Below are 21,741 nucleotides of genomic sequence, written 5' to 3' on the forward strand. Positions count from 1 at the left end.
TTCGGACTCCTCGGGTTATTGTTCCTCTCTCGGGAACATATGGAGATACGGGATGGACCTGCTGGAGTTTCCGCAAGCCGCGAAAATTTATTCTTTATTTTGTCGGTGAATTAAACCTTTGACGGTCGATCTTTTGATTCAAGACAGCGCATCTGAACGCGAAAGCGGCGGAAGCTAAACTTCCGCCGTTCTTCACTAAGCAATTCTCTATTGAGAACTATCAGATACCCTTCAGGTCGCCCGCGGCAACGACGGGTCCGGTCGGCTGTCCGGTCGGCGAACCGCCGGTGGGCTCGACGCTGACGGCGAGCACGGCGCCTTGCGCCAGCTTCTGCTGCACGGCCGGTGCAACAGGGATGTGCGTGGTCTGGCCGGCGGGAATGACACCCATCGAGACCGGAGCATTCTTGCCTTCGATCATCCACAGTTCGAAGTCCTTGCCGGCGGCGCGTTCGCCCGACACCAGCGACAGGCCGACATCCTTGCGTCCGGCGTCGTAGACGACGAGGTATTTGACATCGCTGCCATCGGCAGCCAGCGAGGCGACCAGGCGCCCCTGCGGCACGACGACCGGCGGAGCCCTGAAGAGTGGGACGGCAGCGTAGAGCACCAGCGCCGCGAGAGCCGCTGCGGTGAGGCCGCGCCAGAAGGCAAGGCTCGCCCAAAGGCTGCCGCTCGGCGCCGCGGCAGTCGACGCTGCGGTGGAGGAGAACAACCGGCGATCGATAGCCGGCTTGATCGTGGCCGGTGGCTCTACTTCCGCATAGGCGCCGGCCATCGGCGAAAGGTGAACCTCCCAGGAATCGACCAGACGGGCAAAGCCGGTCTCAGCGTCGATGCGTCCGGAGGCTATCTGGCGTTCGTCCGCCGGCAGAACGCCGAGAACGTATTCGGCTGCGAGCAGGTCGTCGCCTCCACGTTCCGGTCCATTTTCTTCTGCCAAGGTCATCTTTCCAGACATTCTCTAAGTTTCAACAGGCTGCGCCGCAGCCACGTCCGCATCGTGTTGAGCGGGACCTTGTGACGCTCCGCCAGTTCGGCGTAACTTTCGCCGTTCAAATAAGCGCCCCGGACGGCTTGCGCCCGGTCTTGTTCCAACTCTTCGAGGCACTGGTAGATGCGCTCGGATTCACCGCCCGCAACAACCATGGCCTCCGGACCCGGACCCGGGTCAGCCACGTCAAGCGCGGCATCGATATCGGCAGCAGGCTTGCGCCGTGATCGGATGCGATCAATCGCATGATTGCGGGCTATGGCCACCAGCCAGGAGATTGGGCTGAGATCCGAAACGGCGAAACGATCCGCCTTCGTCCACACTTTGACGAAGACCTCTTGCAGCGCTTCTTCCGCATCTCCCCGGTCCCTCAATACACGAAGGCAAACGCCGAAAAGTTTCGCGCTGGTTTGTCGGTAAAGCAGATCAAACGCAGCCCGGTCCTTCATCGAGGTACGGACAATCAGGGTGGAGATGTCCTGCGGCGTCATGCCGACAAGCTAGGCGATTGCGATTTATTTGCAAAGGCGGAAATGTTGTTGTCTACGCAATCGATGTCTGCGCCTCCCCGCCAGTAATCGTCAGTCGGTTGCCAAGGAATCATCTGTCGTGCTGCTGAAACTGAAGCCGCTGTTCGGGCAGTTGATGGACAAGAGCCTGTGGTTCACCCACTGGCCGGCGATCCAGAACGTCAGCGGCCAGCCGTCGATCGCACTACCTGTCCATGTCACCGACGCCGGCCTGCCGCTCGGCATCCAGGTCGTCGGCAGGCCCGGTGACGAGGAGACGCTCTTGTCGCTCGCCGGACAGATGGAAAAAATTTCGGGTGGCTGACGCGACGGGCACCGCTGAGGTGCTCCAATAGGTTAGTGCCTTGACAACCGGCCATGCCGACCAATCTTTGCGCGGATGACCGAGTATCCCGGCCTGCCAGAACACATTCGAAACGCGATCCTGGTCCTGATCGATCGGTATCGGGGGCGCGGCTCAATCACGCTCGACGAAGTCAATTTCGGGCTTCCGCATGACTATGGTTGGGCTTCGGCGGATATCGAGAATGTCTTTGAGCTGATCACCGCAGGCGGGCTACGGATCGAGGAATAATTCGATCGCTCTGGGCCCAAGTCGCGTCGAACCATTTGCCCCTTGCGCCAATTCCCGCTAAGACGCCGCCGTCCTTTCCAGCAAGCCGGGAACCTACCGATGACGGAGATCACCGCCACCGCCGAAATGCAGGCCGCCCTGCTGTCGCGGGCGCTGCCCTACATGCAGCGCTACGAGAACAAGACGGTCGTGGTGAAATATGGCGGCCATGCCATGGGCGATATCGAACTGGGCAAGGCCTTCGCCCGCGACATCGCGCTGTTGAAACAATCCGGCGTCAACCCGATCGTCGTCCACGGCGGCGGCCCGCAGATCGGCGCCATGCTCTCCAAGATGGGCATCGAATCGAAGTTCGAAGGCGGGTTGCGCGTCACCGACCAGAAGACGGTCGAGATCGTCGAGATGGTGCTGGCCGGCTCGATCAACAAGGAAATCGTGGCGCTGATCAATGCCGAGGGCGAATGGGCGATCGGCCTGTGCGGCAAGGACGGCAACATGGTGTTCGCCGAAAAGGCGCGCAAGACCATGATCGATCCGGACTCCAACATCGAGCGGGTGCTGGACCTCGGCTTCGTCGGCGAACCGGTCGAGGTCGACCGCACGCTGCTCGACCTTTTGGCGCGCTCGGAAATGATCCCGGTGCTGGCGCCGGTGGCGCCCGGCCGCGACGGCCATACCTACAATATCAATGCCGACACTTTTGCCGGCGCCATTGCCGGCGCCTGCCAGGCGACGCGCCTTTTGTTCCTGACCGATGTGCCCGGCGTGCTCGACAAGAACAAGAAGCTGATCGACGAACTGACGGTGGCCGAAGCCAAGGCGCTGATCAAGGACGGCACGGTGTCGGGCGGCATGATCCCCAAGGTCGAGACCTGCATCGAAGCGATCGAACGCGGCGTCGAAGGTGTCGTCATCCTCAACGGCAAGACGCCGCATTCGGTGCTCTTGGAGCTGTTCACCGAACACGGCGCCGGCACGCTGATCGTGCCCTGAACCCGACCGCCTGCTGCCCCTCGATCAGGCCGGCTCGGGCAAGCGCGCGATGACCTTTATCTCGAAATCAAAGCCGGCTAACCAATTGACGCCGACCGCGGTCCAGTTGGTATAGGGCGGTTCGCCAAACACCTTCAGTCGGACGGCATCGATGGCGCCCCACTGCGCGGCCGGATCTGTGTGGAAGCTCGTCACGTCGACAATGTCGTCGAACGTGCAGCCGGCTGCTTTCAGCACCGCGGCCAGATTGTCGAAAGCAAGCTGGACCTGCTTTTCAAACACCGGCTCAGGCGAGCCGTCCTCGCGGCTGCCGACCTGGCCCGAGACGAACAGGAGGTCGCCCGAGCGGATCGCCGCCGAATAGCGGTTGATCTCGTAGAGAGCCTGCCGACCGGCAGGGAAGATCGCGTCACGTTTGGTCATTTCTACTCCATCTGGACAAGGCAGGTTCCCAACGATTTCGGCCTGCCGTCGTCCTTTTACATACGCCCCGTATGTCCAAGATGGGTTCATACGTCGCGTATGTCAATACGCATACGCAACGTATATTTGTGATGGCAACGGAACCGTCAGGCGCCGGGCGAGATCGCGGCGGCCGTTTCGGCCGGCTTGCGTGGCGGCCGCACGGCGACCATCGATTCTTCCTCGGCGTCCTGCGGCGCGCCCCAGAATTCGGCCAGCGTCGGACCGTCCTTCAGGCGCCGGTCCCAGGCCAAAAAGCCCCAGACCTCGCGGAACCAGACGCGGCGGCCCATCTGCGTGTACCAGCGCATCGAATGGCGCTGTTCGGGATCGGGGTGAAAGAGAATGCGCGCCAATGCCTTGGGCCGGGACTGCACCGCGACCTCGATCAGCTTGACCGAGAAGAACAGCATCCACGGTTTCAGGCGGGTCATCTGCAGCACTTGGTGCTTGTAGTCCCACAGCCGGGCGTCGGTCTGGATCACCTTGCGATCCCGGGCGATGCGGAAGAACGGCGTCCAGCGGTGCGGGGTGACGTAAAGCGCCTGGATCTGGTCGGGGTCATAGGCAAGCAGCTGGCGGAAACCGCGCCACAAATCGCGAAGAGTCTCGTCCTCGAAGCCGGCCACCCAGGTCGCCATCGACAGGATGCCGTGCTGGCGCAGCAGTCTGATCGCCTCGCGGTCGGATGAGGTGCTACCGCCCTTGCGGATCAATTGAAGCGTCTGTTCGTCGGTATTCTCCATGCCGAGCAGCCAGCGGATGACGCCCGCCTTGCGGTAGAGGTGCAAAATGTCGGCGTCGCGCACGATGTCGTCGGCGCGGGTCGAGCCCACGATCAACACCGGCACATCCTCGGCAATCATGGCGTCGAGAAAGGCGCGCCACGCTTTCTTCGACACCGTCGGGTTCTCGTCGGCGAGGTTGATCAGTTCGACGCCATGCTCGCGGTGCAGCCAGGCGATTTCCTGCGCGAATTTCTTGGGGTCGCGGTGCCGCCAACGGGTCCAGAAGCCGCGCTGGCCGCAATAATTGCACAGATGCGGGCAGCCGCGTGAAAACTGCATGACCACCGCACGCTTTCCGCCCCAATAACTGTAGCGGCGGGGATCGATCAGCTCCCAGCCGACGCGATAATCCTCGAGGGTGGCGATGGTGCCGGCCGGCCGCGTTGCAAAGGGACGGCCGAGATCGTCGCGATAAGCGATGCCGGCGACATCCGCCAGCGGGCGGCGATTATCCAGCGCCTCGATGAGAGAGACAATGGTCACCTCGCCCTCGCCGCGCACGATGAAGTCGAAAACATCCGTTGCCGCCAGTATGTCGCGCCAATGATAGGTCGGGAACACGCCGCCATAGATCACCAGCGTCGCCGGCTCGCGCGTCTTGACCATGCGGGCAATGGCGAGTGCCGTGGGATGCGCCGAGGTCGAGCCGGAATGGCCGATTAGGATGCAGTCGGGCTGGCCGCTCAGGGCATCGCGCACCAGCTGATCCAGCGGCATCGGCCCGAACTCGGCATCGACCAGCCGCGCCTGATGGCCGGCATCGATGAGCGGCCCGCCGAGTGCAAGCAGGCCGAGCGGCGGCAGATGGTCGTCGGGCACGCGGCTGCCGATGGCTGTATGCGGCGGATTGATCAGGACGATGTTCATGACGGACCTCAAAGCAGTGGTCCGCATGGCGTAGTCGGCGTTTCAGATCGGCAATTGGGCTCCGTTCAGCAATTTGCGTGCAGCTTTTCGGCAGAAAATACGTCTGCCGGAAAGTGCATCTACCGTCTGAGATGGGAGAGCGGCACGTGGCCCGGGCCCTTGATGTTCTGAAGCACCAGTTGTGTGTGGACGTCGCGCACACCCGAAAGCCGCATCAGACGGTGCATGACGAAGGCGTTGAGTTCGTCGACCGAGGGCACCATGACATGCAGCAGGAAATCGTGGTCGCCGGTCATCGTCCAGCAGGACGAGACTTCGTCCATGCGCTGCACGGCGGCGATGAAGGTTTCGGGCGAACCATCGCTGTGGCTGACCAGCCGCACCTCGATGAACACCTCCACCATCAGGCCGACGGCGCGGCGGCTGAGCACGGCGGCGAATCCCTTGATGATGCCGGCCTCCTGCAGCGCCTCGAAGCGGCGCGCGCAAGGCGTCGTCGACAGGCCGATCTCCTGCGCAAGTTCGGAGACGGGCTTGCGCCCGTCACGCTGCAGCACATCCAGCATCTTGATCTCGAAATCATCGAACTGAGGCATTTTCACTCCTCTGAGACGGCTATTGAGGGGATGTTACCTCTAAATGTCTGCCTGAGCCATCATCAAAACCAATTTGCCTCGGAAAACCGGGTTAGCCTTCAGGCACGTCAGCCGTTGATGATTTGCAGGGAGAAGAGCCATGACGACGATGAGCGTTGCCGACTATGCCCGCGATTGCGCGGCGCAAGGGTTGCGCGGCGACTATTCGGTTTGCCGTTCCGATTTCACCGTGGCGCAAGGCTATGATTACAGCGCCGAGGAGCAGGCGGTGTGGCGCACGCTGTGCGACCGCCAGACCAAGCTGACGCAGAAACTGGCCCACCATTCCTATCTCGATGGCGTCGCCACGCTCGGCCTGCTCGACAAGATCCCGGATTTCGGCGCGGTCTCAGACAGGCTGCGCAAGCTGACCGGCTGGGAGATTGTCGCCGTTCCCGGCCTCATTCCAGCTGCGCCCTTCTTCGACCATCTCGCCAACCGGCGCTTTCCGGTGACCAACTGGCTGCGCACCAAGGACGAGCTCGACTACATCGTCGAGCCGGACATGTTCCACGACTTCTTCGGCCATGTGCCCATTCTGACGCAGCCGGTGTTCGCCGATTTCATGCAGATGTATGGCGAGAAGGCCGAGAGCGTGATTGCGCTGGGCGGCGACGAGATGATCACCCGCCTCTACTGGTACACCGCCGAATACGGACTGATGCAAGAGAAGGGCCAGCCCTTGAAGGCGTTCGGCGCCGGGCTGATGTCATCCTTCACCGAATTGCAGATTGCCGTCGACAGCAAGGACGCGCATCACGTGCCCTTCGACCTGGAGACGGTGATGCGCACCGGCTACGAGATCGACAAGTTCCAGCGCGCCTATTTCGTGCTGCCGTCCTTCGACGTGCTGCGCGATGCGTTCCGCACCGCCGATTTCAAGGCGATCGTGGCGCGTCGCAAGGGTCAGGCCGCGCTCGACCCGGCGGCCGTCTAATGCGTGTCGCCGAAAAGTGATCTTGGAAACACGACATGCATAGAACAAAGGCCTAAAGCGCGTCGCATGAATCCGCTTCAACGCGACGTACTTTAGGCTTTTGTTCCCGACAGGCTATTGCATGGCGGCGGGGTTCATCCACAGGAACTCCCACACGTTGCCGTCTGGGTCTTCGATGTGGCGGTTGAACATGAAACCGAGATCCTGCGCGGGATTGGGATCAGCGCGGCCGCCTGCCGCCACACCCTTATCGATTGTGGCATTGACCTCGTCCTTGCTGCCAGTGGTGAGCGCGATCAGCATCTGGCTGTCACGCCTGGCGTCGCCGATCTGCCGAGCTGTGAACTGGCTGTAGTGCTGGTGCGTCAGCAACATGACCCCAATCGAGTCGGAGAACATGATCGAGCTGGCCTGGTCGCTCGAGAACTGCGGGTTTAGCGTGACCCCGATCGCGAGATAGAAGTTTGTCGCTGCCTGCAGATCGCGAACCGGTAGGTTGACGAAGATCATTTTGCTCATCAGTTTAAGCCCTGCTTTGTTGGCGGGTACTAGCCAGTCTAGTACTGGGATTGTGGTTATCATACGGGAACGGTACCGTCTAGTACTGGTCAGGAGAGCACCCATGGAAATTGACGGTGAAACCAGATCGGCACGCAAGGACCGTGAAATCATCCAGGCGGCCACTGCAGCGTTCATCGGCAAGGGTTATGATGGAACCAGCATGGAGGAAATCGCCACCAGGGCAGGGGCTTCCAAGCAGACCGTCTACAAGCATTTCACCGACAAGGAGACGCTGTTCGGCGAAGTCGTTCTGTCAACCGCTGGCCAGGTCAACGACATCATCGAGTCCGTGACGACGCTGCTTTCCGAGGCGAAATTTATGGAAGGCGGGCTGCAGCAGCTTGCCCGACGTCTGATAGCGGTTCTCATGGATGAAGAGTTGTTGAAGCTGCGGCGCTTGATTATCGCCAATGCGGATCGAATGCCGCAGCTTGGGCGCAGTTGGTACGAGAAAGGTTTTGAACGCATGCTTGCCTCGACGGCGTCGTGCTTTCAAAAGCTCACCAGTCGAGGACTGATACAAACCAGCGATCCCTATCTGGCGGCCAGCCATCTTTTTGGGATGCTTCTTTGGATCCCCATGAATGAAGCCATGTTCACTGGAAGCAACCGGCGCTCCAAGGCCGAACTGGAACGGCACGCGGATGCCTCGGTGGAAGCGTTTCTGGTTGTTTATGGGGTCCAGCCGAAATAGTCCTGCCGACATCAGCGGAACGCCGCAAGCACAGCAGCGCTTCTATCGCCCAAGGGGGTCCGGCCCCTCGGCCTTCAGCCGCGCAAGCTGAGCGCGCTGCAGGTCGAGGGCGGCGTTGACGAAGCGCGATATGGTCGCGAGCTCGGCGTCATTGAAAGTGGCGATCACCTTTTCTCCTTCCCGCGCGATGGCACCGTAGTAACGCGCCGACAGTTCGCGTGTCGCCTCGGTTGCCTCGATCACCACCTTGCGCCTGTCCTCGAGACTGCGCGTGCGCGTCAAAAGCCCGCGCGCTTCCAGCCGGTCGGTCAGCGCGGTCACGGCAGCGGGCGTCAGGCCGGTCGCTATCGCAACGGCGCCGGCCGATTGCGGACCGCCATAGAGCAGCCCGATGCAATGGCGTTCGGCCATGTTCAGCCCGAGCCTTTCCCCCACCGCTTCGTCATAGGCCTGTGTGGCGTCCTGCCACTGCATGATGGCCAGGCCGATGGCCGTCGTCATGTCCTCGCGATTCCGGCTTGACGAATTTATTTCGATCATCTAACTATCACTCTGTCTAACATTTAGACCATTGCATCAATATGCGGCTGCGGTCCGGACATAGCAAGGGCCTGCCGCCGACAAGGAGTGAAAAATGAGCTTAATTCAACAACGCGCGCCGGTCTCCCACGAGGAAGAGTACAAATACGCCGAGATGGCGATGAAATGGTATGGCTGGGGCTCGCCCATCGGCCTCGGCATCCTGCTGGTGGCGCTGGCTGCCGCGGCTGTGCTGGTGCGCGTCGCCGTGTACGGCCTTTAGAGGCTGTTCCATCCCGAGGAATCGGGATGAGGCTTACCTTCCACCGAGCGGACCCTTCCGAAAACCGGTTTCGGAATCACGCTCTGGTCCAGACCTGAATCCACCCAAAGGCGCGCCAGGGCGGTGCCGGCAGCAATCCTGCCGGCACCGTCCGCTTTTGGCGGTCAGACGGTGGTGACTGGGTCAAACCGGGACTGCGTCACACTGTGACGACCTTGCTCAAATGATCGCCAAGCCGGCAGGCCAGCGCTGTGATCGTCGTCGTCGGGTTGCACTCGCCGGAGGTGCAGAAGACCGAGGAGCCGCCGACATAGAGATTGTCCATGCCGTGCACCTTGCAGTTGGCGTCGACCACGCTCTTGGTCACATCCGTGCCCATGCGCGTGCCGCCCATATGGTGGTGGCCGGCCAGCTCCTCGTCGGTCGGGTAGTCCTGGCCATTGGCAAGCCAGTCCATGATGCGGACGCGGCCGAGGTTCTTCTCGATCAACGTCCTGCCGAACAGTTTGAGCCCCTCAAGAATGGTGCGGCGCTCCAGCGGCGACTTCTTCCAGTGCAACTCGATGCGCGGCACGCCGGCATGGTCGACATCGGTCTTCGACAATTCGATGTGATTCGAAGCCAGCGGCGCCTGTTCCCAGGCGACATAGAGCTGGGCGGCACAGCGCAGATTCTGGCTGAGCTGATAGGCTACCCACTCGGCAGCGTCGGGCGCGGTGCAGGCGAGGTCGGCAATCAGGCTCTTGACCCCGGCGTAGGGCGTCTCGATCAGGCGTATGCCGAAATTCATGATCTGCAGCCGCTCCATGGCGGCAAGCGTCGGCGAGAAGAAGGCCTCGTTGACGGCGTCGACCTCGAATTCGCTGTAATCGGCCAGGATGGCATTGCCGCCCTCGAAGGTCGGGTGTTCCATCCAGTAACGGCCAAGCGCCGTGGCGTTCGGCACCACGCCCCCGTTCGAGCGCTGGTTCGACCATAGAAGCAGTCGTGAGTTCTCCAGCCCGCCGGTGCAGACGATGAAATAATCGGCGCTGAAGGCGCCGGCATCCTGGCCGTTCGACCACAGCCTGGCGCCAGTCACCCGCTTGCCGTCACCTGCAAGTTCGGTGGCATAGGTGTTGAGCACGACGGCGATGGTCTTGCTCTTGTCGAGCTCATCGGCAAATTTCTCGCCGAAGCGCACGGCCGGGCTCTTGATCAGCTGTATCCAGCGTATGTCGTCCGAAATCGGCACATCTGGCCGGAAGTCCGGAAGGTCGAGTATGTCATGAACCTCGGACAGATAGGGCTCGATGTCGGCGCGGCTGATCGGCCAGCCCGTGTCCGGCGCCCACGCCTTGGGCTCGAAATCCTGCTTGTCGAGCACCCGGCACCAGCCGGCCCAGTGGTTCGACGACCCGCCCATGAACCGCAACCGGGTGATGTCGAGGTCGAAATAGGGATCGCCGACGGTGGTGCCGCGGTAGAAGTCCTGCGACTCGTCGCTGAATTCGCGTGAGCCGGCTTCCAGCACCACGACCGGGATGCCCGCGGCGCCAAGCTTCCTGGCAATGGTGGTGCCGGCAGGCCCGGAGCCGAGAATGCAGACCTTCGGCTTGAACTCCGAGGCGCGATACGCCTCATAGCTGTCGAAGATCATGCCAGGTCGCTCCGCTTCAGGATCCAGCCATTGACCTCGACGATCTCGTCAGGGTCGGCACGGGGGCGGTCGCTTTCAGGCAGCTTGCGAAAAAGCTGCAACGCCGGCATGGCAATCAGCGCCTGCACGATGGTGCGGCGCGATATTTTCTTGATGAAGAAGCTCATGACACGTCTCTCGATGGGGGCTTCGATCCACGCATGGCGTTCCCTGAACGGCACACGTGCCAGCCAGACAGGCCATTTCCGTGCCAGTCCTATCGGTAAACGGCTTACAACCGGGTAAACGGCGCGGTTGCGCTGCAACAATGTCAGCAAATCCTTGGCAAGCATGGGCGGGAGGCTCAGGCGGCCTCGGAAATGTCCCGGTCCAGGATCGACAAATTGCGGCCACGGTGCTTGGCCTCATAAAGCCGAAGGTCGGCAGCGCGCATCAGTTCCGAAACATTGGCGTCCTCATCGCAAGTGATGCCGCCAATGCTGACGGTCAGCGGCACCGTCCGCTCGTCGACCGGGCGGAAGCGGATCAGCTCGACTTCCCTGCGGATGCGCTCGGCGACGCGCCTGGCCTCCGCGCCGGTGGCGCCGACCAGGAAGGCGCCGAACTCCTCGCCGCCGATGCGGCCAAGCACGTCGCCGCTGCGCACGCCGCGTTCGATGGCGCTGGCGATCAGCAGCAGCGCGTCGTCGCCGGTCAGATGGCCAAAACTGTCATTGATCGCCTTGAAATGGTCGGCGTCGATGATCAGCAGCGCGCCGCGATCGGATTTGCGCCGCGAACCGTCGAGCGCGGCAAAGAAGCTCTCGCGGTTAAGCATCCCGGTCATGTCGTCGCGGCTCGCCTTCTCCGACAGGCGCCGGTGCGCGGCGGCGAGCTGGGCATGCGCGCGGGCAAGGTCGCGGTGCGCGCCTTTCAACCTGTCGCTCTGCCAGAAGGAGCTGGCGCAGGCGATCCAGGCGAGCGCCAGCGGGCACACGGTCGATGTCAGCCAAATGGTGCGACTGACCGGAAAACCCATGGCGGGAACGATAATCAGCGTCAGCAAAAGCGAGACGGCTACCGAGCCGAATGCAACGGCGGCGGACTTCAAAACTATGCGACTCATCGCTGGCTCCCACTGAACCATCTCTGTGCCAGCAAGCCCTGAAGGCCACCTTTCGGGGATGGCTAAAATTTGAATGGAGAGCCCATTTTTACAACTCTAGATGCATCTAGGTTGTGGATAAGCCTGACATCAGAAAGGGGTTCGAACGGCAGATATTTCGTGCCATAAGGACGCCATGACCACGTCGCCCGATCCCGCCCGCTTCGCCCATGTCACCGACTGGGTGTTCGACCTCGACAACACGCTTTATCCGCACCATTCGAATCTGTTTTCACAGATCGACGTCAAGATGACGGCCTATGTCGGAGAATTGCTGACGCTGCCGCGCGACGAGGCCCGCAAGCTGCAGAAGGAACTCTATCTGGAATATGGCACGACGCTGAACGGGCTGATGACTCGCCACGGCATCGACCCCGACGACTTCCTCGAAAAGGTGCACGACATCGACTATTCGTGGCTGGTGCCCGATCCGGTGCTCGGAACCGCCATCCGCCAGCTTCCCGGGCGCAAATTCATCTTTACCAATGGCGATCGCAAGCATGCCGAGCGGACCGCGCGCCAACTCGGCATACTCGACCATTTCGACGACATATTCGACATCGTCGCCGCCGGGCTGACGCCGAAGCCGTCGCGTCAGACCTACGAGAAGTTTGCCGAACTGCACGCCGTCACCGGCCACAATGCAGTGATGTTCGAGGATCTCGCCCGCAATCTGGCGGTGCCGAAATCGCTTGGCATGACCACGGTGCTGGTGGTGCCGCGCAATTTCGAGCCGACCTTCGCCGAGATCTGGGAACGCGACCCGGCCAATGAGGACGACGTCGATTTCGTCACCGACGATCTCGCCACATTCCTGACCGCGATCGTCGAAGTTACGGCCTGAGGCGATCCGCCGGCAGCGGACGGCCCCGCTCTTACAGGTTGTAGAAGCGGCTGACGATGCCCCAGGCCTCGTCGGCGGTGTCGACAAAGTCGATTATGTCCTGGTCACCGGGCGTGATGGTGCCCTGTTCCGCCAGGAAATCGAGATCGATCGCCCTTTTCCAGAACGCCTTGCCGAACAGGATCACCGGAACGCGCTCCATGCGCCCGGTCTGGATCAGCGTCAGCGTCTCGAAAAACTCGTCCATGGTGCCGAAGCCGCCCGGAAACACAGCGACGGCCTTGGCGCGCATGACGAAATGCATCTTGCGGATGGCGAAATAGTGGAAGTTGAAGCACAGCTCCGGCGTCACATAAGCGTTCGGCGCCTGCTCGTGCGGCAGCACGATGTTGAGGCCGATCGACGGCGCGCCGACATCGTCGGCGCCGCGATTGCCGGCTTCCATGACGCCTGGCCCGCCGCCGGTGACGACGACGAATTCGCGGTAATAGGACGTAGCCGACTGCTGCGAGCAGAGGCGGGCGAACTTGCGCGCCTCCTCGTAATATTTGCTGTTTTGCTCGAGGTTCTTCTTCTGCGTCTCGTTCTTGGCCGCCCAGGCCTCGCCGCCGGGTTCGGGAATGCGTGCGCCGCCGAACAGGATCACCGTCGAGCGGATGCCGCGTTCGGCCAGGATCATTTCAGGCTTCAAGAGTTCCAGCTGCAAGCGCACCGCGCGCAATTCGCGACGCGTCATGAAATCGGGATCGTTCCAGGCGAGACGGTAGGTGTCGGCGCGCGTCTGCGGCGTATCGGGCACGCTTTTCGAGCGCTCCAGATCCTCGTCCGAATGCGGCAGTGGCGTCCACCCCGCCTTTTCCATAGGAGTCATATGCTTTACCCGTCCCAACAGTTCAGTTGCGCCGTCCCATGGCGCACGCGCGATTGACCCCCAATACGCCTTAACATAGGGTCCGCGCGATTTTCAAAACAAGGTTAAGGCGATGGCCTTAACAGCGTGGTAACGGAGCGAAATCATGTCGAAGCCTGATCTGGCAAGCCTCGAAAGGGCCATCGAGAAGGCCTTCGAGGAGCGCGACACGATTTCGACCGCGACCCGCGGCGAAACGCGCGACGCCATCCAGTCCTCACTCGACCTGCTCGACCGCGGCACGGTGCGCGTCGCCGAGCGCCAGGCCGACGGCAAGTGGCATGTCAACCAGTGGCTGAAGAAGGCCGTGCTCTTGTCGTTCCGCCTGTATCCGATGGAGATCATCAAGGGTGGTCCCGGCCAGGCGGTGTGGTGGGACAAGGTGCAATCGAAGTTCGACGGCTGGAGCGCGGTCGATTTCGAGAAGGCCGGCTTCCGCGCCGTGCCGTCGTCGATCGTGCGCCGCTCGGCCTATGTCGCGCCGGGCGCGGTGCTGATGCCATCCTTCGTCAATGTCGGCGCCTATGTCGATTCAGGCACCATGGTCGACACCTGGGCCTCGGTCGGCTCCTGCGCCCAGATCGGCAAGAACGTGCACCTGTCGGGCGGTGTCGGCATTGGCGGCGTGCTGGAGCCGATGCAGGCCGGCCCGACCATCATCGAGGACAATTGCTTCATCGGCGCGCGCTCGGAAGTGGTCGAGGGCTGCATCGTGCGCGAGGGCTCGGTGCTCGGCATGGGCGTCTTCATCGGCCAGTCGACCAAGATCGTCGACCGCGCAACCGGCGAGGTGTTTTACGGCGAAGTGCCGGCCAATTCCGTCGTCGTCGCCGGCTCGATGCCAGGAAAGGCCTTCCCGAACAACGAGCCGGGTCCCGGCCTCTACTGCGCCGTCATCGTCAAGCGCGTCGACGCCAAGACCCGCTCCAAGACCTCGATCAACGAATTGCTGCGCGATTGATCTTTTCTGCAAACGGACACACCTTCCGCCGGCGCGACATTCCGTCGCGCCGATTCAGCATGGAGGGGTGACATGGACTGGAAATACCTTCTGACCAGCTTTGACGGCCGCATCAATCGCGCCAAGTTCTGGGCGGCGATCGGTGTTTTTTTCGTGATCGGCATCATCGCCTTGATCCTGGATTCGATCCTGGGCACACGCATGGATCTCGGCGGTGGCGGCGAAATCGGTATTATCGGAATCATCGTTTCGCTGGCGTCGATCTATTTCGCTCTCGCGGTTTATGCCAAGCGTTGGCATGATCGCAACAAGTCGGGTTGGTGGTCCCTGATCCTGTTTGTGCCTTTAATTGGTGCGATCTGGTTCCTCGTAGAATGCGGCATCCTCGAAGGCACTCGAGGCGCCAATCAATATGGACCGGATCCGCTTGCCTGAAAAAACAGACCTCATTTGGCTTTTCTTCAAAACCTCAGGCCGCGTCAGCCCCAGTGCGTATGCGCTGGCCGGCCTGCTTTTGCTGCTTGCCCAGTTTTTCCCGCTCTACCAGTTTGCCAGACTGGAGCCCGGCACCGCAAATAGCCAGGTGTGGGCCATTGTGTTCTGGACCGTGCTGCTGATTTCGACCTGGTCGAGCTTCGCGGTGACGGCAAAGCGCTTCCATGATTTCGGCAAGCCGACTTACTACGCGTTGATCTCTCTCATCATCGGCCCGATTCTTCTTCTCATTCTGGCTTGTTTCAGCAGCGATCCCGGGCCCAATCGCTACGGCCGGCAGACCAATTCTCCCGCACAATCCTGAGGGCGACCGGATATCTCGCCATGCGCTACCGCACGCTTGATCCGAAACTGATCATCGACACCGCCGAGCGGCTGGAAGGACGCGTCGCCGAGCGTTTTCCCGAGGCCGGCCTGCGCGGTGTCGCCGCCGAACTGGTGTCGCTGTCGCGCGACCTGGCCAAGGCGGCGCAGGCGCTCGAGGCGCCGATCTGGTGGCTGCGCGGCGCCATCGTCGCCGCCGTCGCCGCCGGCGCGCTGATCTTCCTGTTCGTCGGCACCATCCTGCCGCTCATCCATATCTCGCAGGCAGACGACGCGGTGCAGTCGGTGCAAGGCATCGAAGCCACGATCAACATGATCATTCTTGCCGTACTCGGCCTGCTGGCGCTGATCCGCACCGAGGAGCGCATCAAGCGCAAGCGGGTGTTTCGCCAGCTGCATGGGCTGAGGTCGCTGATCCATGTCATCGACATGCACCAGCTGACCAAGGATCCGGCCGCATTGTCTGCCAATTTCAAGCCGACCGCGCATTCGCCGGCGCGCATCACCAATGCTGCGGACCTGGCGCGCTACCTCGACTATTGCTCGGAAATGCTGTCGATCACCGGCAAGATCGCGGCGCTGTTCGCGCAGTCGGTCAATGACGATGTGGTCATCGACGGCGTCAACGACGTCGAGAACCTGGCGTCCAACCTGTCGCGCAAGATCTGGCAGAAGATCACGCTGATCGAAAACCATCCGGCGGCGCAGCCACTGCCGGCGCCAGGCCCGGCGAGCAAAGTCCCGGCTCCGAGGCGCGCACCAAAGCCGTGAGGCGGTGCCGGCGCGCCTGCTTTTCCGGGCTAAGGCCTGACGCTCACGGCGAGTAGCCTATCCGGTGACAGCTTCCGGCGTCAGGCCGGGCGACCCGCTCTTTTCGAGCTCGGCCTGCCGAACCAACGCTGTGACCCGCTTCAGCAACGGTGCTGGCGTGCCGGCCTTTTCGGCGAGGCCCAGGACCGTTCCCTGCAGGTCGCCGATTTCGGTTGGCCGGCCGCGCTGGAGATCGTCCCACATGGATGAGCGCGCCTGCGGGTCGATGGCGAGCATGCGCCGGGCCACCAGTCGGAACAGCCAGTCCGGCAGCCGGAGCAGTTTCGGCAGCAGGCCGGGCCGCAGGCCGCCGATCCGTGCCGGGGCGATGTGTGATGCCTTCATCGCCGCAAGCGCCTCGTCGATCTGACCGGCAAGGATCAGCCGCCAGCGGCGGTCGGCAAGCTCGCTAGCCAGCGGCAGGCCGGACAGCGCGACGAGCGCATTGTTGAGGTTGATCAGCAGCTTGCCCCACTGCACTGCCTTGATGTCGGCATGGGTTTCGACGGCAAGGCCTTCGACATCGAGAAGGCCGGCAAGGTCGGCCATACCGTCCTCGATCAGCACCTTGCTATCGCTGGCGCGATGCACGTGAAGCGGCACGTTACCTTCGGCCGACTGGACGACATTGAACGGAACCATGCCGGCCAGCACCGGTCGAGAGCCCAGCCCGGCGCGCAACCGGTCGGCATTGCCGACGCCGTTCTGCAGGCTGACCACCACGACATCGCCGCGAGCGTGTGCGGCAATGAGCGCCGTCATCTCCTCGGTGGCGCCGTTCTTGACCGTCACCAGCACCACGTCGGCGCTGGCCAGGGCGGCGGCCGGATCGGCAGTGACGGACATCGGCTTGATGGATCGGTCGCGGCCGTCGAGGTCGGTGACGCGCAGCCCACCGCCCAGCAGGGCCTCCGCGATGCGCGGCCGTGCCAGAAACACCACCTTGCGTCCAGCCAGCGCCAGGCAGCCGCCGACATAGCAGCCGATGCTGCCGGCGCCGGCAATAACGATGGTCTTTTCGGCATTGGCCATGCCACAATCCCGTGTTGGCCCTGCACTATACGACATGAAAACCATAATGTCGGCGGCAGGACCGGTCATCATCTCTGGCCGTGACAGGCCTTTCGCTTTCGATTATCGCTTTGCCCCATGAACCTGCCGACCGATCCCGCCGCCAACCTCGCGACCCTCATACGCTGCGCTTCCGTAACACCCGCCGAGGGAGGTGCGCTGGCTGCGCTGGAAGGCATGCTGAAGCCGCTCGGCTTTTCCGTCGAGCGCCCGGTGTTTTCCGAAGACGGCACGCCCGATATCGAGAACCTTTACGCGCGCCGCTCCGGCAATGGGCCGCATCTGATGTTTGCCGGCCATACCGACGTGGTGCCGGTGGGTGACGAGGCCTCGTGGACACATCCGCCCTTCGCCGCCGAAATCGCCAAGGGCGAGATGTTCGGCCGCGGCGCCGTCGACATGAAGGGCGGCATCGCCTGTTTCATCGCCGCGGTGGCGCGCCATGTGGAGAACAAGGGCGGCCCGAAGGGCTCGGTCTCGCTGCTGATCACCGGCGACGAAGAGGGCCCGGCCATCAACGGCACGACAAAACTGCTCGACTGGGCGGCGGCCAAAGGCGAGAAATGGGACGCCTCGATCGTCGGCGAGCCGACCAACCCGGACGCGCTCGGCGACATGATCAAGATCGGCCGGCGTGGCTCGATGTCGGGCAGCGTCACCGTCAATGGCCGCCAGGGCCACGTCGCCTATCCCTTGCTTGCCGACAATCCGGTGCGCGGTCTGATGAGCCTGGTCGAGGCCTTGCTCCACCCCGTTTTCGACAAGGGCACGAAGGATTTCCAGCCGACCAATCTGGAGGTGACCTCGATCGATGTCGGCAACCCGGCGACCAATGTCATTCCGGCCAGGGCGACAGCCACCTTCAACATCCGCTTCAACGACAGCTGGACGGCCGAGACCGTGCAGGCCGAGATCCACAACCGCCTCGACCAGGCGGCCAAGCGCAAGAAATACCGGACCGGCAAGAAGACCCCGGTCGACTATGAGCTGGTCTGGCGCGACCGGCCGAGCCATGTCTTCCTGACACGCGACGACAAGCTCATCGACACGCTGCGCGGCTCGATCAAGGCGGCGGTCGGCAGGGAGCCGGCGCTCTCCACCTCCGGCGGCACCTCGGACGCACGTTTCATCAAGGATTATTGCCCGGTGGTCGAGTTCGGACTGGTCGGCAAGACCATGCATATGGTCGATGAACGCGTCGCACTGGCCGACCTCGAAACGCTGACCCAGATTTACCAGCGCTTCATCGACGACTGGTTCGAGCAGGGCTGATCATGCTTTCGGTTGACGAGACCTCTTCATCGCTTACCGGCGCCTGGCGGCTGATGCTCGGCAAGACCGACGGATTGCGGCTGCTCGACCTGTCGGCCGACGGCTTCTGGAATTCCTTCTTCGCCATCGTCGTCGCCGCGCCGGCGATGATCGTCGGCTGGGTCGGCACGGCCAACGAGATCGGCGACCCCAATGCGTTCGCTGGGCGTCTGGGCATGTTGATCCGCCTGGCAACCGTCGACCTCGGTTCGTGGCTGCTGCCGCTGGTTGCGCTTGCCCTGGTCGCGTCGCGAGCCGGCATCGGCGACCGCTTCGTCCACTACGTCGTCGCCAGCAACTGGGCTTCGGCCATCACCGCCTGGATGCTGCTGCCATCGGCGTTGATCCGGCTTTTCCTGCCGCCCGGCAACCCAGTTGCCGAATTGGTGTGGCTGGTTCTGGTGGTGCTGTCGCTGGTACTCACCTGGCGGATGACCAACGCCGCGATCGGCAAGGGCGCGGCTGTCGGCAGCGCCGTGTTCGCAGGCATGTTGGTGGTGTCTCTGGCCGTCTTGTTCGGCCTGGTGGCGCTGCTCGGCATCACTTTACCGACCGCCGCGCCGGCTTAGGACCCATCGGGGTAATCGACACCGACGAGAAACAGCCCATCCGGCGGCGCCACCTGGCCGCAGGCGGCGCGGTCCTGCGCATCGAGCGCTGCCTTGAGATCGGCAGCGGTCCAGCCGCCATCGCCAACGCGTTTCAGCGAGCCGACCATGGAGCGCACCTGGTTGTGCAGAAACGAGCGGGCCGAGGCCCTGATATCGATCAGGTCGCCCTGGCGACTCACATCAAGCTGCTCCAAAGTGCGCACCGGACTGTTGGCTTGGCATTGCGTCGAGCGGAAGGTGGTAAAATCATGTCGGCCGAGCAGGACTTTCGCCGCTTCGTGCATGGCGTCCGCATCGAGCCGCTTCGGCACCCACCAGACCTTGCCCTTTTCCATCGCAGCCGGCGCGCGCCGGTTGAGGATGCGGTAGAGATAGTGCCGTCCGGTGGCCGAGAAACGGGCGTCGAACTCGTCTGAGACAACCCTCGCCTGCAAGATGGCGACGTGCGCGCCCACCGCCTGCAGATGCGCGTTGATGGCGTCGCGCACCTTGTCGTTTGGCCACGCCTTGTTGAGGTCGACATGCGCTACCTGCGCGGTCGCATGCACGCCGGCGTCGGTGCGGCCGGCGGCGCGCAACCGCACCGCCTCGCCGCTGAATTTCTCGATCGCCTGCTCTATCGCCTGCTGCACCGATGGCTGATCCGCCTGGTGTTGCCAGCCGGCGAAGAGGCTGCCGTCATATTCGATATCGAGACGAAAACGCGGCATAAGCGATCGACATCCGCCGTTCAGGCGGCGAGTGCGGTAAAGGCCTGGGCGTAGACCAGTCTGCCTTTTTCGGGTGCGTCGCCCCAGGCCAGCGCCTGCAGCGCCTCACCCTGGTATTCGCTCTCGAAGTTATCGGCGCGCGCATGGCTGTAGCCGAAGCGGCCGTAATAGGCCGGATCGCCCAGCACCACGGCGAGCGTCTCGCCGGCATCCCTGAGGCGGATATGCGCCTCGCGAATCAGCGCACCGCCAATGCCGGAGCCATGGAACGAAGGTTCCACCGCCAAGGGCGCCAGCGCCACGGCTGCAAACTGCTTGCCGCCGTTCTGGACAAACAGCCTGGAAAACAGGATGTGGCCGACCACCTGGCCGTCTTCTTCCGCCACCAGCTCGACAACGGCGTCGCCGCCGGTGACCAGCGCGTCGACCAGACCGGCCTCCGCCTGCTGGCCGAATGCGTGTTCCTCGACGAGGCGTATAGCCTCGCGATCCCGCGGCGTTGCCGCGCGTATCGACATCATGCTCATGAGAATTTCATTCCTTTTTCGATCTTGGCCCCGCGCAGAAACTCCTGCGCGGCAGCGGGCCTTCCGCCCGCCCGTTGAACTTCGACCAGCCTGATGGCGCCTGTCCCGCAGGCGACCGTCAGCCGATCATCGAGAATTCCTCCCGACTCGCCCATGCCTTCAGAAGGCGTCGAGCGAAGCAGTTTCAGCCGCTCCGCACGGCCGCCAATTTCAATCTCGGACCAAGCCCCGGGAAAGGGCGACAGGCCACGAAGGTGATTGTGGACCTCGACAGCCGGCCGCGTCCAGTCCACGCGGGTCTCCGATTTGTCGATTTTTCGGGCGTAGGTCACCCCATCCACAGCTTGCAAGGTGAATGCCAGCGTTGCCGTCTCAATTCGGGACAACGCTTCCACCATCAGTGTGGCAGCAATGTGCATCAGCTGATCGTGCAGGTCGCCGGCCGTCATATCGGGTCCGATGGCGCATTTTTCAACCAATCCCACCGGACCCGTGTCGAGGCCTTCTTCCATGCGCATCACCATCATGCCGGTTTCCACGTCGCCAGCCATGATGGCGCGCTGGATGGGAGCGGCGCCCCGCCAGCGCGGCAAAAGCGAGGCGTGGCCGTTAAGGCAGCCAAGCCGCGGTGCCTCGAGAACGGGCTTCGGCAACAGCAGGCCATAGGCGACGACCACGGCGACATCCGCCTGCAAGGCGGCGAATGCAGCCTGCTCAGCCTCGCCTTTCAGCGACGTCGGCGTGCGCACATCGATGCCCAGTCGCTCGGCCTCGCGCTGCACCGGCGACGGCGTCAGCTCCATCCCGCGGCGGCCTGCAGCGCGCGGCGGCTGGGTGTAGACGGCGGCTATCTCATGGCCGGCCTCGGCGATCGCACGCAGCACCGGCAGCGAAAACTCCGGCGTGCCCATGAAGATGACGCGAAGGGCCATGCCCTATCCCACCAGCTTGCCCGGCGCCTTGTCCTTGGCGAGCTTCTTGAACTTCTTCACCACCATGTCGCGCTTCAGCTTCGAGATGTGGTCGATGAACAGCACGCCGTTGAGGTGGTCGATCTCGTGCTGCAGGCAGGTCGCCATCAGGCCTTCGGCCTCGATCTCCTGCAGCTTGCCATCGCGGTCGAGATATTTCACCCGCACCGAAGCCGGGCGCTCGACCTCGGCGTAGTAGTCCGGGATCGACAGGCATCCTTCCTCGTAGACCGAGCGCGCGTCGGCGCTTTCGAGGACTTCGGGATTGATGAAGACATGCGGCGCCGGCGCCTCGTCTTCCTTGGCGAGGTCGATGACCAGCATGCGCAGCGGCTCGCCGATCTGGATTGCGGCCAGCCCGATGCCGGGCGCTTCATACATCGTGGCCAGCATATCGTCGGCGAGTTTGCGCAAAGGCGCATCGACGCGTTCGAGCGGCTTGGAAACCTGGCGCAGGATGGGATCGGGGAGCATGATAAGCGGCTTGATCGACATGGCGTCTCACCTAAAACGTCGCAGGAAAAGCGTCAACCGGTGCGGTTGGCGCCCGTTCACGTTTTGATCTGTGCCAGGGCG

At 62.8% G+C, this 21,741-nt stretch carries 29 protein-coding genes; 13 read left to right on the forward strand and 16 right to left on the reverse strand.

Annotated elements, in window-relative coordinates; all coding sequences use genetic code 11:
- Positions 1-220: 220 nt before the first annotated feature.
- Together ACWTU9_RS24205 and ACWTU9_RS24210 are read right to left on the reverse strand one after the other, a co-directional pair.
- The gene (locus ACWTU9_RS24205; protein WP_455860489.1) at positions 221-949 is read right to left on the reverse strand and encodes an anti-sigma factor; all 729 of its coding nucleotides are present in this window, start codon (positions 947-949) and stop codon (positions 221-223) included.
- On the reverse strand, positions 946-1,485 hold the full coding sequence (locus ACWTU9_RS24210; protein WP_455860490.1) for a sigma-70 family RNA polymerase sigma factor: 540 nt from the start codon (positions 1,483-1,485) through the stop codon (positions 946-948). Before ACWTU9_RS24210 ends, ACWTU9_RS24205 begins: the two co-directional genes overlap by 4 nt.
- Before the next feature lie 118 nt (positions 1,486-1,603).
- Between ACWTU9_RS24210 and ACWTU9_RS24215 the strand changes: the two genes are divergently transcribed.
- From ACWTU9_RS24215 to argB, 3 genes are all read left to right on the forward strand, one after another.
- A complete protein-coding gene (locus tag ACWTU9_RS24215) occupies positions 1,604-1,828 on the forward strand; it encodes an amidase family protein (protein WP_455860491.1) in 225 nt (74 codons plus the stop codon).
- Between the two features lie 75 nt (positions 1,829-1,903).
- Entirely contained in the window at positions 1,904-2,098 is a 195-nt protein-coding gene (locus ACWTU9_RS24220) for a hypothetical protein (protein WP_455860492.1), read from the forward strand.
- Positions 2,099-2,197: 99 nt separating this feature from the next.
- Positions 2,198-3,091, forward strand: coding sequence for an acetylglutamate kinase (gene argB / locus ACWTU9_RS24225; RefSeq protein WP_455860493.1), 894 nt, complete (start codon positions 2,198-2,200; stop codon positions 3,089-3,091).
- 24 nt (positions 3,092-3,115) lie between these two features.
- On the opposite strand, the gene ACWTU9_RS24230 is transcribed toward argB, so the two are convergent.
- The 3 genes from ACWTU9_RS24230 to ACWTU9_RS24240 all read right to left on the reverse strand — a co-directional run bounded on the left by ACWTU9_RS24230 (position 3,116) and on the right by ACWTU9_RS24240 (position 5,804).
- The gene (locus ACWTU9_RS24230; RefSeq protein WP_455860494.1) at positions 3,116-3,514 is read right to left on the reverse strand and encodes a RidA family protein; all 399 of its coding nucleotides are present in this window, start codon (positions 3,512-3,514) and stop codon (positions 3,116-3,118) included.
- 146 nt (positions 3,515-3,660) lie between these two features.
- Positions 3,661-5,208: a magnesium-protoporphyrin IX monomethyl ester anaerobic oxidative cyclase gene (gene bchE / locus ACWTU9_RS24235; protein ID WP_455860495.1), complete on the reverse strand. Its 1,548-nt coding sequence runs from the start codon at positions 5,206-5,208 to the stop codon at positions 3,661-3,663.
- 119 nt (positions 5,209-5,327) lie between these two features.
- A complete protein-coding gene (locus ACWTU9_RS24240; RefSeq protein ID WP_455860496.1) occupies positions 5,328-5,804 on the reverse strand; it encodes an Lrp/AsnC family transcriptional regulator in 477 nt (158 codons plus the stop codon).
- 139 nt (positions 5,805-5,943) lie between these two features.
- Here ACWTU9_RS24240 and phhA point away from each other — a divergent pair, with 139 nt between their 5' ends.
- Positions 5,944-6,780, forward strand: a complete 837-nt coding sequence (phhA, locus tag ACWTU9_RS24245) for a phenylalanine 4-monooxygenase (protein ID WP_455860497.1) — start codon at positions 5,944-5,946, stop codon at positions 6,778-6,780.
- A 114-nt stretch (positions 6,781-6,894) separates the two neighbouring features.
- Here phhA and ACWTU9_RS24250 read toward each other — a convergent pair whose 3' ends face one another.
- Positions 6,895-7,299, reverse strand: coding sequence for a VOC family protein (locus tag ACWTU9_RS24250; protein WP_455860498.1), 405 nt, complete (start codon positions 7,297-7,299; stop codon positions 6,895-6,897).
- A gap of 103 nt (positions 7,300-7,402) precedes the next feature.
- Between ACWTU9_RS24250 and ACWTU9_RS24255 the strand changes: the two genes are divergently transcribed.
- Positions 7,403-8,035 (forward strand): TetR/AcrR family transcriptional regulator, encoded by a 633-nt coding sequence (locus tag ACWTU9_RS24255; protein WP_454589569.1) that lies wholly within the window; start codon positions 7,403-7,405, stop codon positions 8,033-8,035.
- A 42-nt stretch (positions 8,036-8,077) separates the two neighbouring features.
- Here ACWTU9_RS24255 and ACWTU9_RS24260 read toward each other — a convergent pair whose 3' ends face one another.
- Positions 8,078-8,575 (reverse strand): MarR family winged helix-turn-helix transcriptional regulator, encoded by a 498-nt coding sequence (locus ACWTU9_RS24260; RefSeq protein WP_455860499.1) that lies wholly within the window; start codon positions 8,573-8,575, stop codon positions 8,078-8,080.
- Positions 8,576-8,669: 94 nt separating this feature from the next.
- On the opposite strand from ACWTU9_RS24260, the gene ACWTU9_RS24265 reads away from it, so the two are divergent.
- Entirely contained in the window at positions 8,670-8,837 is a 168-nt protein-coding gene (locus ACWTU9_RS24265; protein ID WP_455860500.1) for a hypothetical protein, read from the forward strand.
- A gap of 199 nt (positions 8,838-9,036) precedes the next feature.
- Here ACWTU9_RS24265 and ACWTU9_RS24270 read toward each other — a convergent pair whose 3' ends face one another.
- Genes ACWTU9_RS24270 through ACWTU9_RS24280 form a run of 3 tightly spaced genes read right to left on the reverse strand, consistent with a single transcriptional unit; the run spans position 9,037 to position 11,581 of the window.
- Entirely contained in the window at positions 9,037-10,476 is a 1,440-nt protein-coding gene (locus ACWTU9_RS24270; protein ID WP_455860501.1) for a GMC oxidoreductase, read from the reverse strand.
- On the reverse strand, positions 10,473-10,808 hold the full coding sequence (locus tag ACWTU9_RS24275; protein ID WP_455860502.1) for a hypothetical protein: 336 nt from the start codon (positions 10,806-10,808) through the stop codon (positions 10,473-10,475). Before ACWTU9_RS24275 ends, ACWTU9_RS24270 begins: the two co-directional genes overlap by 4 nt.
- Before the next feature lie 11 nt (positions 10,809-10,819).
- Positions 10,820-11,581, reverse strand: coding sequence for a GGDEF domain-containing protein (locus ACWTU9_RS24280; protein WP_454589564.1), 762 nt, complete (start codon positions 11,579-11,581; stop codon positions 10,820-10,822).
- A gap of 175 nt (positions 11,582-11,756) precedes the next feature.
- On the opposite strand from ACWTU9_RS24280, the gene ACWTU9_RS24285 reads away from it, so the two are divergent.
- Positions 11,757-12,464, forward strand: coding sequence for a pyrimidine 5'-nucleotidase (locus ACWTU9_RS24285; protein ID WP_454575415.1), 708 nt, complete (start codon positions 11,757-11,759; stop codon positions 12,462-12,464).
- A gap of 31 nt (positions 12,465-12,495) precedes the next feature.
- Here ACWTU9_RS24285 and ACWTU9_RS24290 read toward each other — a convergent pair whose 3' ends face one another.
- The gene (locus ACWTU9_RS24290; RefSeq protein WP_454589563.1) at positions 12,496-13,335 is read right to left on the reverse strand and encodes an LOG family protein; all 840 of its coding nucleotides are present in this window, start codon (positions 13,333-13,335) and stop codon (positions 12,496-12,498) included.
- 145 nt (positions 13,336-13,480) lie between these two features.
- Here ACWTU9_RS24290 and dapD point away from each other — a divergent pair, with 145 nt between their 5' ends.
- The 4 genes from dapD to ACWTU9_RS24310 all read left to right on the forward strand — a co-directional run bounded on the left by dapD (position 13,481) and on the right by ACWTU9_RS24310 (position 15,925).
- Positions 13,481-14,335 carry a 2,3,4,5-tetrahydropyridine-2,6-dicarboxylate N-succinyltransferase gene (gene dapD, locus ACWTU9_RS24295; protein ID WP_455860503.1) on the forward strand — a complete coding sequence of 285 codons (855 nt, stop codon included), beginning with the start codon at positions 13,481-13,483 and terminating at the stop codon, positions 14,333-14,335.
- A gap of 72 nt (positions 14,336-14,407) precedes the next feature.
- Complete coding sequence (locus tag ACWTU9_RS24300; RefSeq protein ID WP_454575418.1) at positions 14,408-14,770, forward strand: DUF805 domain-containing protein; 363 nt, start codon at positions 14,408-14,410, stop codon at positions 14,768-14,770.
- The gene (locus ACWTU9_RS24305) at positions 14,748-15,134 is read left to right on the forward strand and encodes a DUF805 domain-containing protein (protein WP_455860504.1); all 387 of its coding nucleotides are present in this window, start codon (positions 14,748-14,750) and stop codon (positions 15,132-15,134) included. The genes ACWTU9_RS24300 and ACWTU9_RS24305 overlap by 23 nt, the downstream gene beginning before the upstream one ends.
- 20 nt (positions 15,135-15,154) lie before the next feature.
- On the forward strand, positions 15,155-15,925 hold the full coding sequence (locus ACWTU9_RS24310) for a hypothetical protein (RefSeq protein WP_454589559.1): 771 nt from the start codon (positions 15,155-15,157) through the stop codon (positions 15,923-15,925).
- Positions 15,926-15,982: 57 nt separating this feature from the next.
- On the opposite strand, the gene ACWTU9_RS24315 is transcribed toward ACWTU9_RS24310, so the two are convergent.
- Positions 15,983-16,996: a 2-dehydropantoate 2-reductase gene (locus ACWTU9_RS24315; protein WP_455860505.1), complete on the reverse strand. Its 1,014-nt coding sequence runs from the start codon at positions 16,994-16,996 to the stop codon at positions 15,983-15,985.
- Between the two features lie 117 nt (positions 16,997-17,113).
- Between ACWTU9_RS24315 and dapE the strand changes: the two genes are divergently transcribed.
- Complete coding sequence (dapE, locus tag ACWTU9_RS24320) at positions 17,114-18,307, forward strand: succinyl-diaminopimelate desuccinylase (protein WP_455860506.1); 1,194 nt, start codon at positions 17,114-17,116, stop codon at positions 18,305-18,307.
- A gap of 2 nt (positions 18,308-18,309) precedes the next feature.
- Positions 18,310-18,915 carry a transporter gene (locus ACWTU9_RS24325; protein ID WP_454589556.1) on the forward strand — a complete coding sequence of 202 codons (606 nt, stop codon included), beginning with the start codon at positions 18,310-18,312 and terminating at the stop codon, positions 18,913-18,915.
- On the opposite strand, the gene truA is transcribed toward ACWTU9_RS24325, so the two are convergent.
- From truA to def, 4 genes are read right to left on the reverse strand one after another with little or no spacing between them, the layout of a single operon-like run.
- On the reverse strand, positions 18,912-19,667 hold the full coding sequence (gene truA, locus ACWTU9_RS24330; RefSeq protein WP_455860507.1) for a tRNA pseudouridine(38-40) synthase TruA: 756 nt from the start codon (positions 19,665-19,667) through the stop codon (positions 18,912-18,914). The two genes, ACWTU9_RS24325 and truA, sit on opposite strands and share 4 nt — an antisense overlap.
- 20 nt (positions 19,668-19,687) lie before the next feature.
- On the reverse strand, positions 19,688-20,194 hold the full coding sequence (locus ACWTU9_RS24335; RefSeq protein ID WP_455860508.1) for a GNAT family N-acetyltransferase: 507 nt from the start codon (positions 20,192-20,194) through the stop codon (positions 19,688-19,690).
- Positions 20,191-21,126, reverse strand: coding sequence for a methionyl-tRNA formyltransferase (gene fmt / locus ACWTU9_RS24340; protein ID WP_455860509.1), 936 nt, complete (start codon positions 21,124-21,126; stop codon positions 20,191-20,193). The genes ACWTU9_RS24335 and fmt overlap by 4 nt, the downstream gene beginning before the upstream one ends.
- Before the next feature lie 3 nt (positions 21,127-21,129).
- On the reverse strand, positions 21,130-21,660 hold the full coding sequence (def, locus tag ACWTU9_RS24345; RefSeq protein ID WP_455860510.1) for a peptide deformylase: 531 nt from the start codon (positions 21,658-21,660) through the stop codon (positions 21,130-21,132).
- Positions 21,661-21,741: the final 81 nt, after the last annotated feature.

The organism is Mesorhizobium sp. 128a, assembly GCF_053848025.1.

Excerpts from the sequence above, each read along its gene's own strand:
- bchE (WP_455860495.1), bottom strand. The coding sequence starts at position 5,208 with ATGAACATCGTCCTGATCAATCCGCCGCATACAGCCATCGGCAGCCGC.
- ACWTU9_RS24275 (WP_455860502.1), bottom strand. The coding sequence starts at position 10,808 with ATGCTTGCCAAGGATTTGCTGACATTGTTGCAGCGCAACCGCGCCGTT.
- truA (WP_455860507.1), bottom strand. The coding sequence starts at position 19,667 with ATGCCGCGTTTTCGTCTCGATATCGAATATGACGGCAGCCTCTTCGCC.
- ACWTU9_RS24205 (WP_455860489.1), bottom strand. The coding sequence starts at position 949 with ATGACCTTGGCAGAAGAAAATGGACCGGAACGTGGAGGCGACGACCTG.
- ACWTU9_RS24335 (WP_455860508.1), bottom strand. The coding sequence starts at position 20,194 with ATGAGCATGATGTCGATACGCGCGGCAACGCCGCGGGATCGCGAGGCT.
- ACWTU9_RS24285 (WP_454575415.1), top strand. The coding sequence starts at position 11,757 with ATGACCACGTCGCCCGATCCCGCCCGCTTCGCCCATGTCACCGACTGG.
- ACWTU9_RS24210 (WP_455860490.1), bottom strand. The coding sequence starts at position 1,485 with ATGACGCCGCAGGACATCTCCACCCTGATTGTCCGTACCTCGATGAAG.
- ACWTU9_RS24265 (WP_455860500.1), top strand. The coding sequence starts at position 8,670 with ATGAGCTTAATTCAACAACGCGCGCCGGTCTCCCACGAGGAAGAGTAC.
- ACWTU9_RS24315 (WP_455860505.1), bottom strand. The coding sequence starts at position 16,996 with ATGGCCAATGCCGAAAAGACCATCGTTATTGCCGGCGCCGGCAGCATC.
- ACWTU9_RS24240 (WP_455860496.1), bottom strand. The coding sequence starts at position 5,804 with ATGCCTCAGTTCGATGATTTCGAGATCAAGATGCTGGATGTGCTGCAG.
- def (WP_455860510.1), bottom strand. The coding sequence starts at position 21,660 with ATGTCGATCAAGCCGCTTATCATGCTCCCCGATCCCATCCTGCGCCAG.
- phhA (WP_455860497.1), top strand. The coding sequence starts at position 5,944 with ATGACGACGATGAGCGTTGCCGACTATGCCCGCGATTGCGCGGCGCAA.
- dapE (WP_455860506.1), top strand. The coding sequence starts at position 17,114 with ATGAACCTGCCGACCGATCCCGCCGCCAACCTCGCGACCCTCATACGC.
- ACWTU9_RS24325 (WP_454589556.1), top strand. The coding sequence starts at position 18,310 with ATGCTTTCGGTTGACGAGACCTCTTCATCGCTTACCGGCGCCTGGCGG.
- ACWTU9_RS24260 (WP_455860499.1), bottom strand. The coding sequence starts at position 8,575 with ATGATCGAAATAAATTCGTCAAGCCGGAATCGCGAGGACATGACGACG.
- ACWTU9_RS24270 (WP_455860501.1), bottom strand. The coding sequence starts at position 10,476 with ATGATCTTCGACAGCTATGAGGCGTATCGCGCCTCGGAGTTCAAGCCG.
- ACWTU9_RS24230 (WP_455860494.1), bottom strand. The coding sequence starts at position 3,514 with ATGACCAAACGTGACGCGATCTTCCCTGCCGGTCGGCAGGCTCTCTAC.
- ACWTU9_RS24300 (WP_454575418.1), top strand. The coding sequence starts at position 14,408 with ATGGACTGGAAATACCTTCTGACCAGCTTTGACGGCCGCATCAATCGC.
- fmt (WP_455860509.1), bottom strand. The coding sequence starts at position 21,126 with ATGGCCCTTCGCGTCATCTTCATGGGCACGCCGGAGTTTTCGCTGCCG.
- ACWTU9_RS24255 (WP_454589569.1), top strand. The coding sequence starts at position 7,403 with ATGGAAATTGACGGTGAAACCAGATCGGCACGCAAGGACCGTGAAATC.
- ACWTU9_RS24280 (WP_454589564.1), bottom strand. The coding sequence starts at position 11,581 with ATGAGTCGCATAGTTTTGAAGTCCGCCGCCGTTGCATTCGGCTCGGTA.
- argB (WP_455860493.1), top strand. The coding sequence starts at position 2,198 with ATGACGGAGATCACCGCCACCGCCGAAATGCAGGCCGCCCTGCTGTCG.
- ACWTU9_RS24250 (WP_455860498.1), bottom strand. The coding sequence starts at position 7,299 with ATGAGCAAAATGATCTTCGTCAACCTACCGGTTCGCGATCTGCAGGCA.
- dapD (WP_455860503.1), top strand. The coding sequence starts at position 13,481 with ATGTCGAAGCCTGATCTGGCAAGCCTCGAAAGGGCCATCGAGAAGGCC.
- ACWTU9_RS24220 (WP_455860492.1), top strand. The coding sequence starts at position 1,904 with ATGACCGAGTATCCCGGCCTGCCAGAACACATTCGAAACGCGATCCTG.
- ACWTU9_RS24290 (WP_454589563.1), bottom strand. The coding sequence starts at position 13,335 with ATGACTCCTATGGAAAAGGCGGGGTGGACGCCACTGCCGCATTCGGAC.
- ACWTU9_RS24305 (WP_455860504.1), top strand. The coding sequence starts at position 14,748 with ATGGACCGGATCCGCTTGCCTGAAAAAACAGACCTCATTTGGCTTTTC.
- ACWTU9_RS24310 (WP_454589559.1), top strand. The coding sequence starts at position 15,155 with ATGCGCTACCGCACGCTTGATCCGAAACTGATCATCGACACCGCCGAG.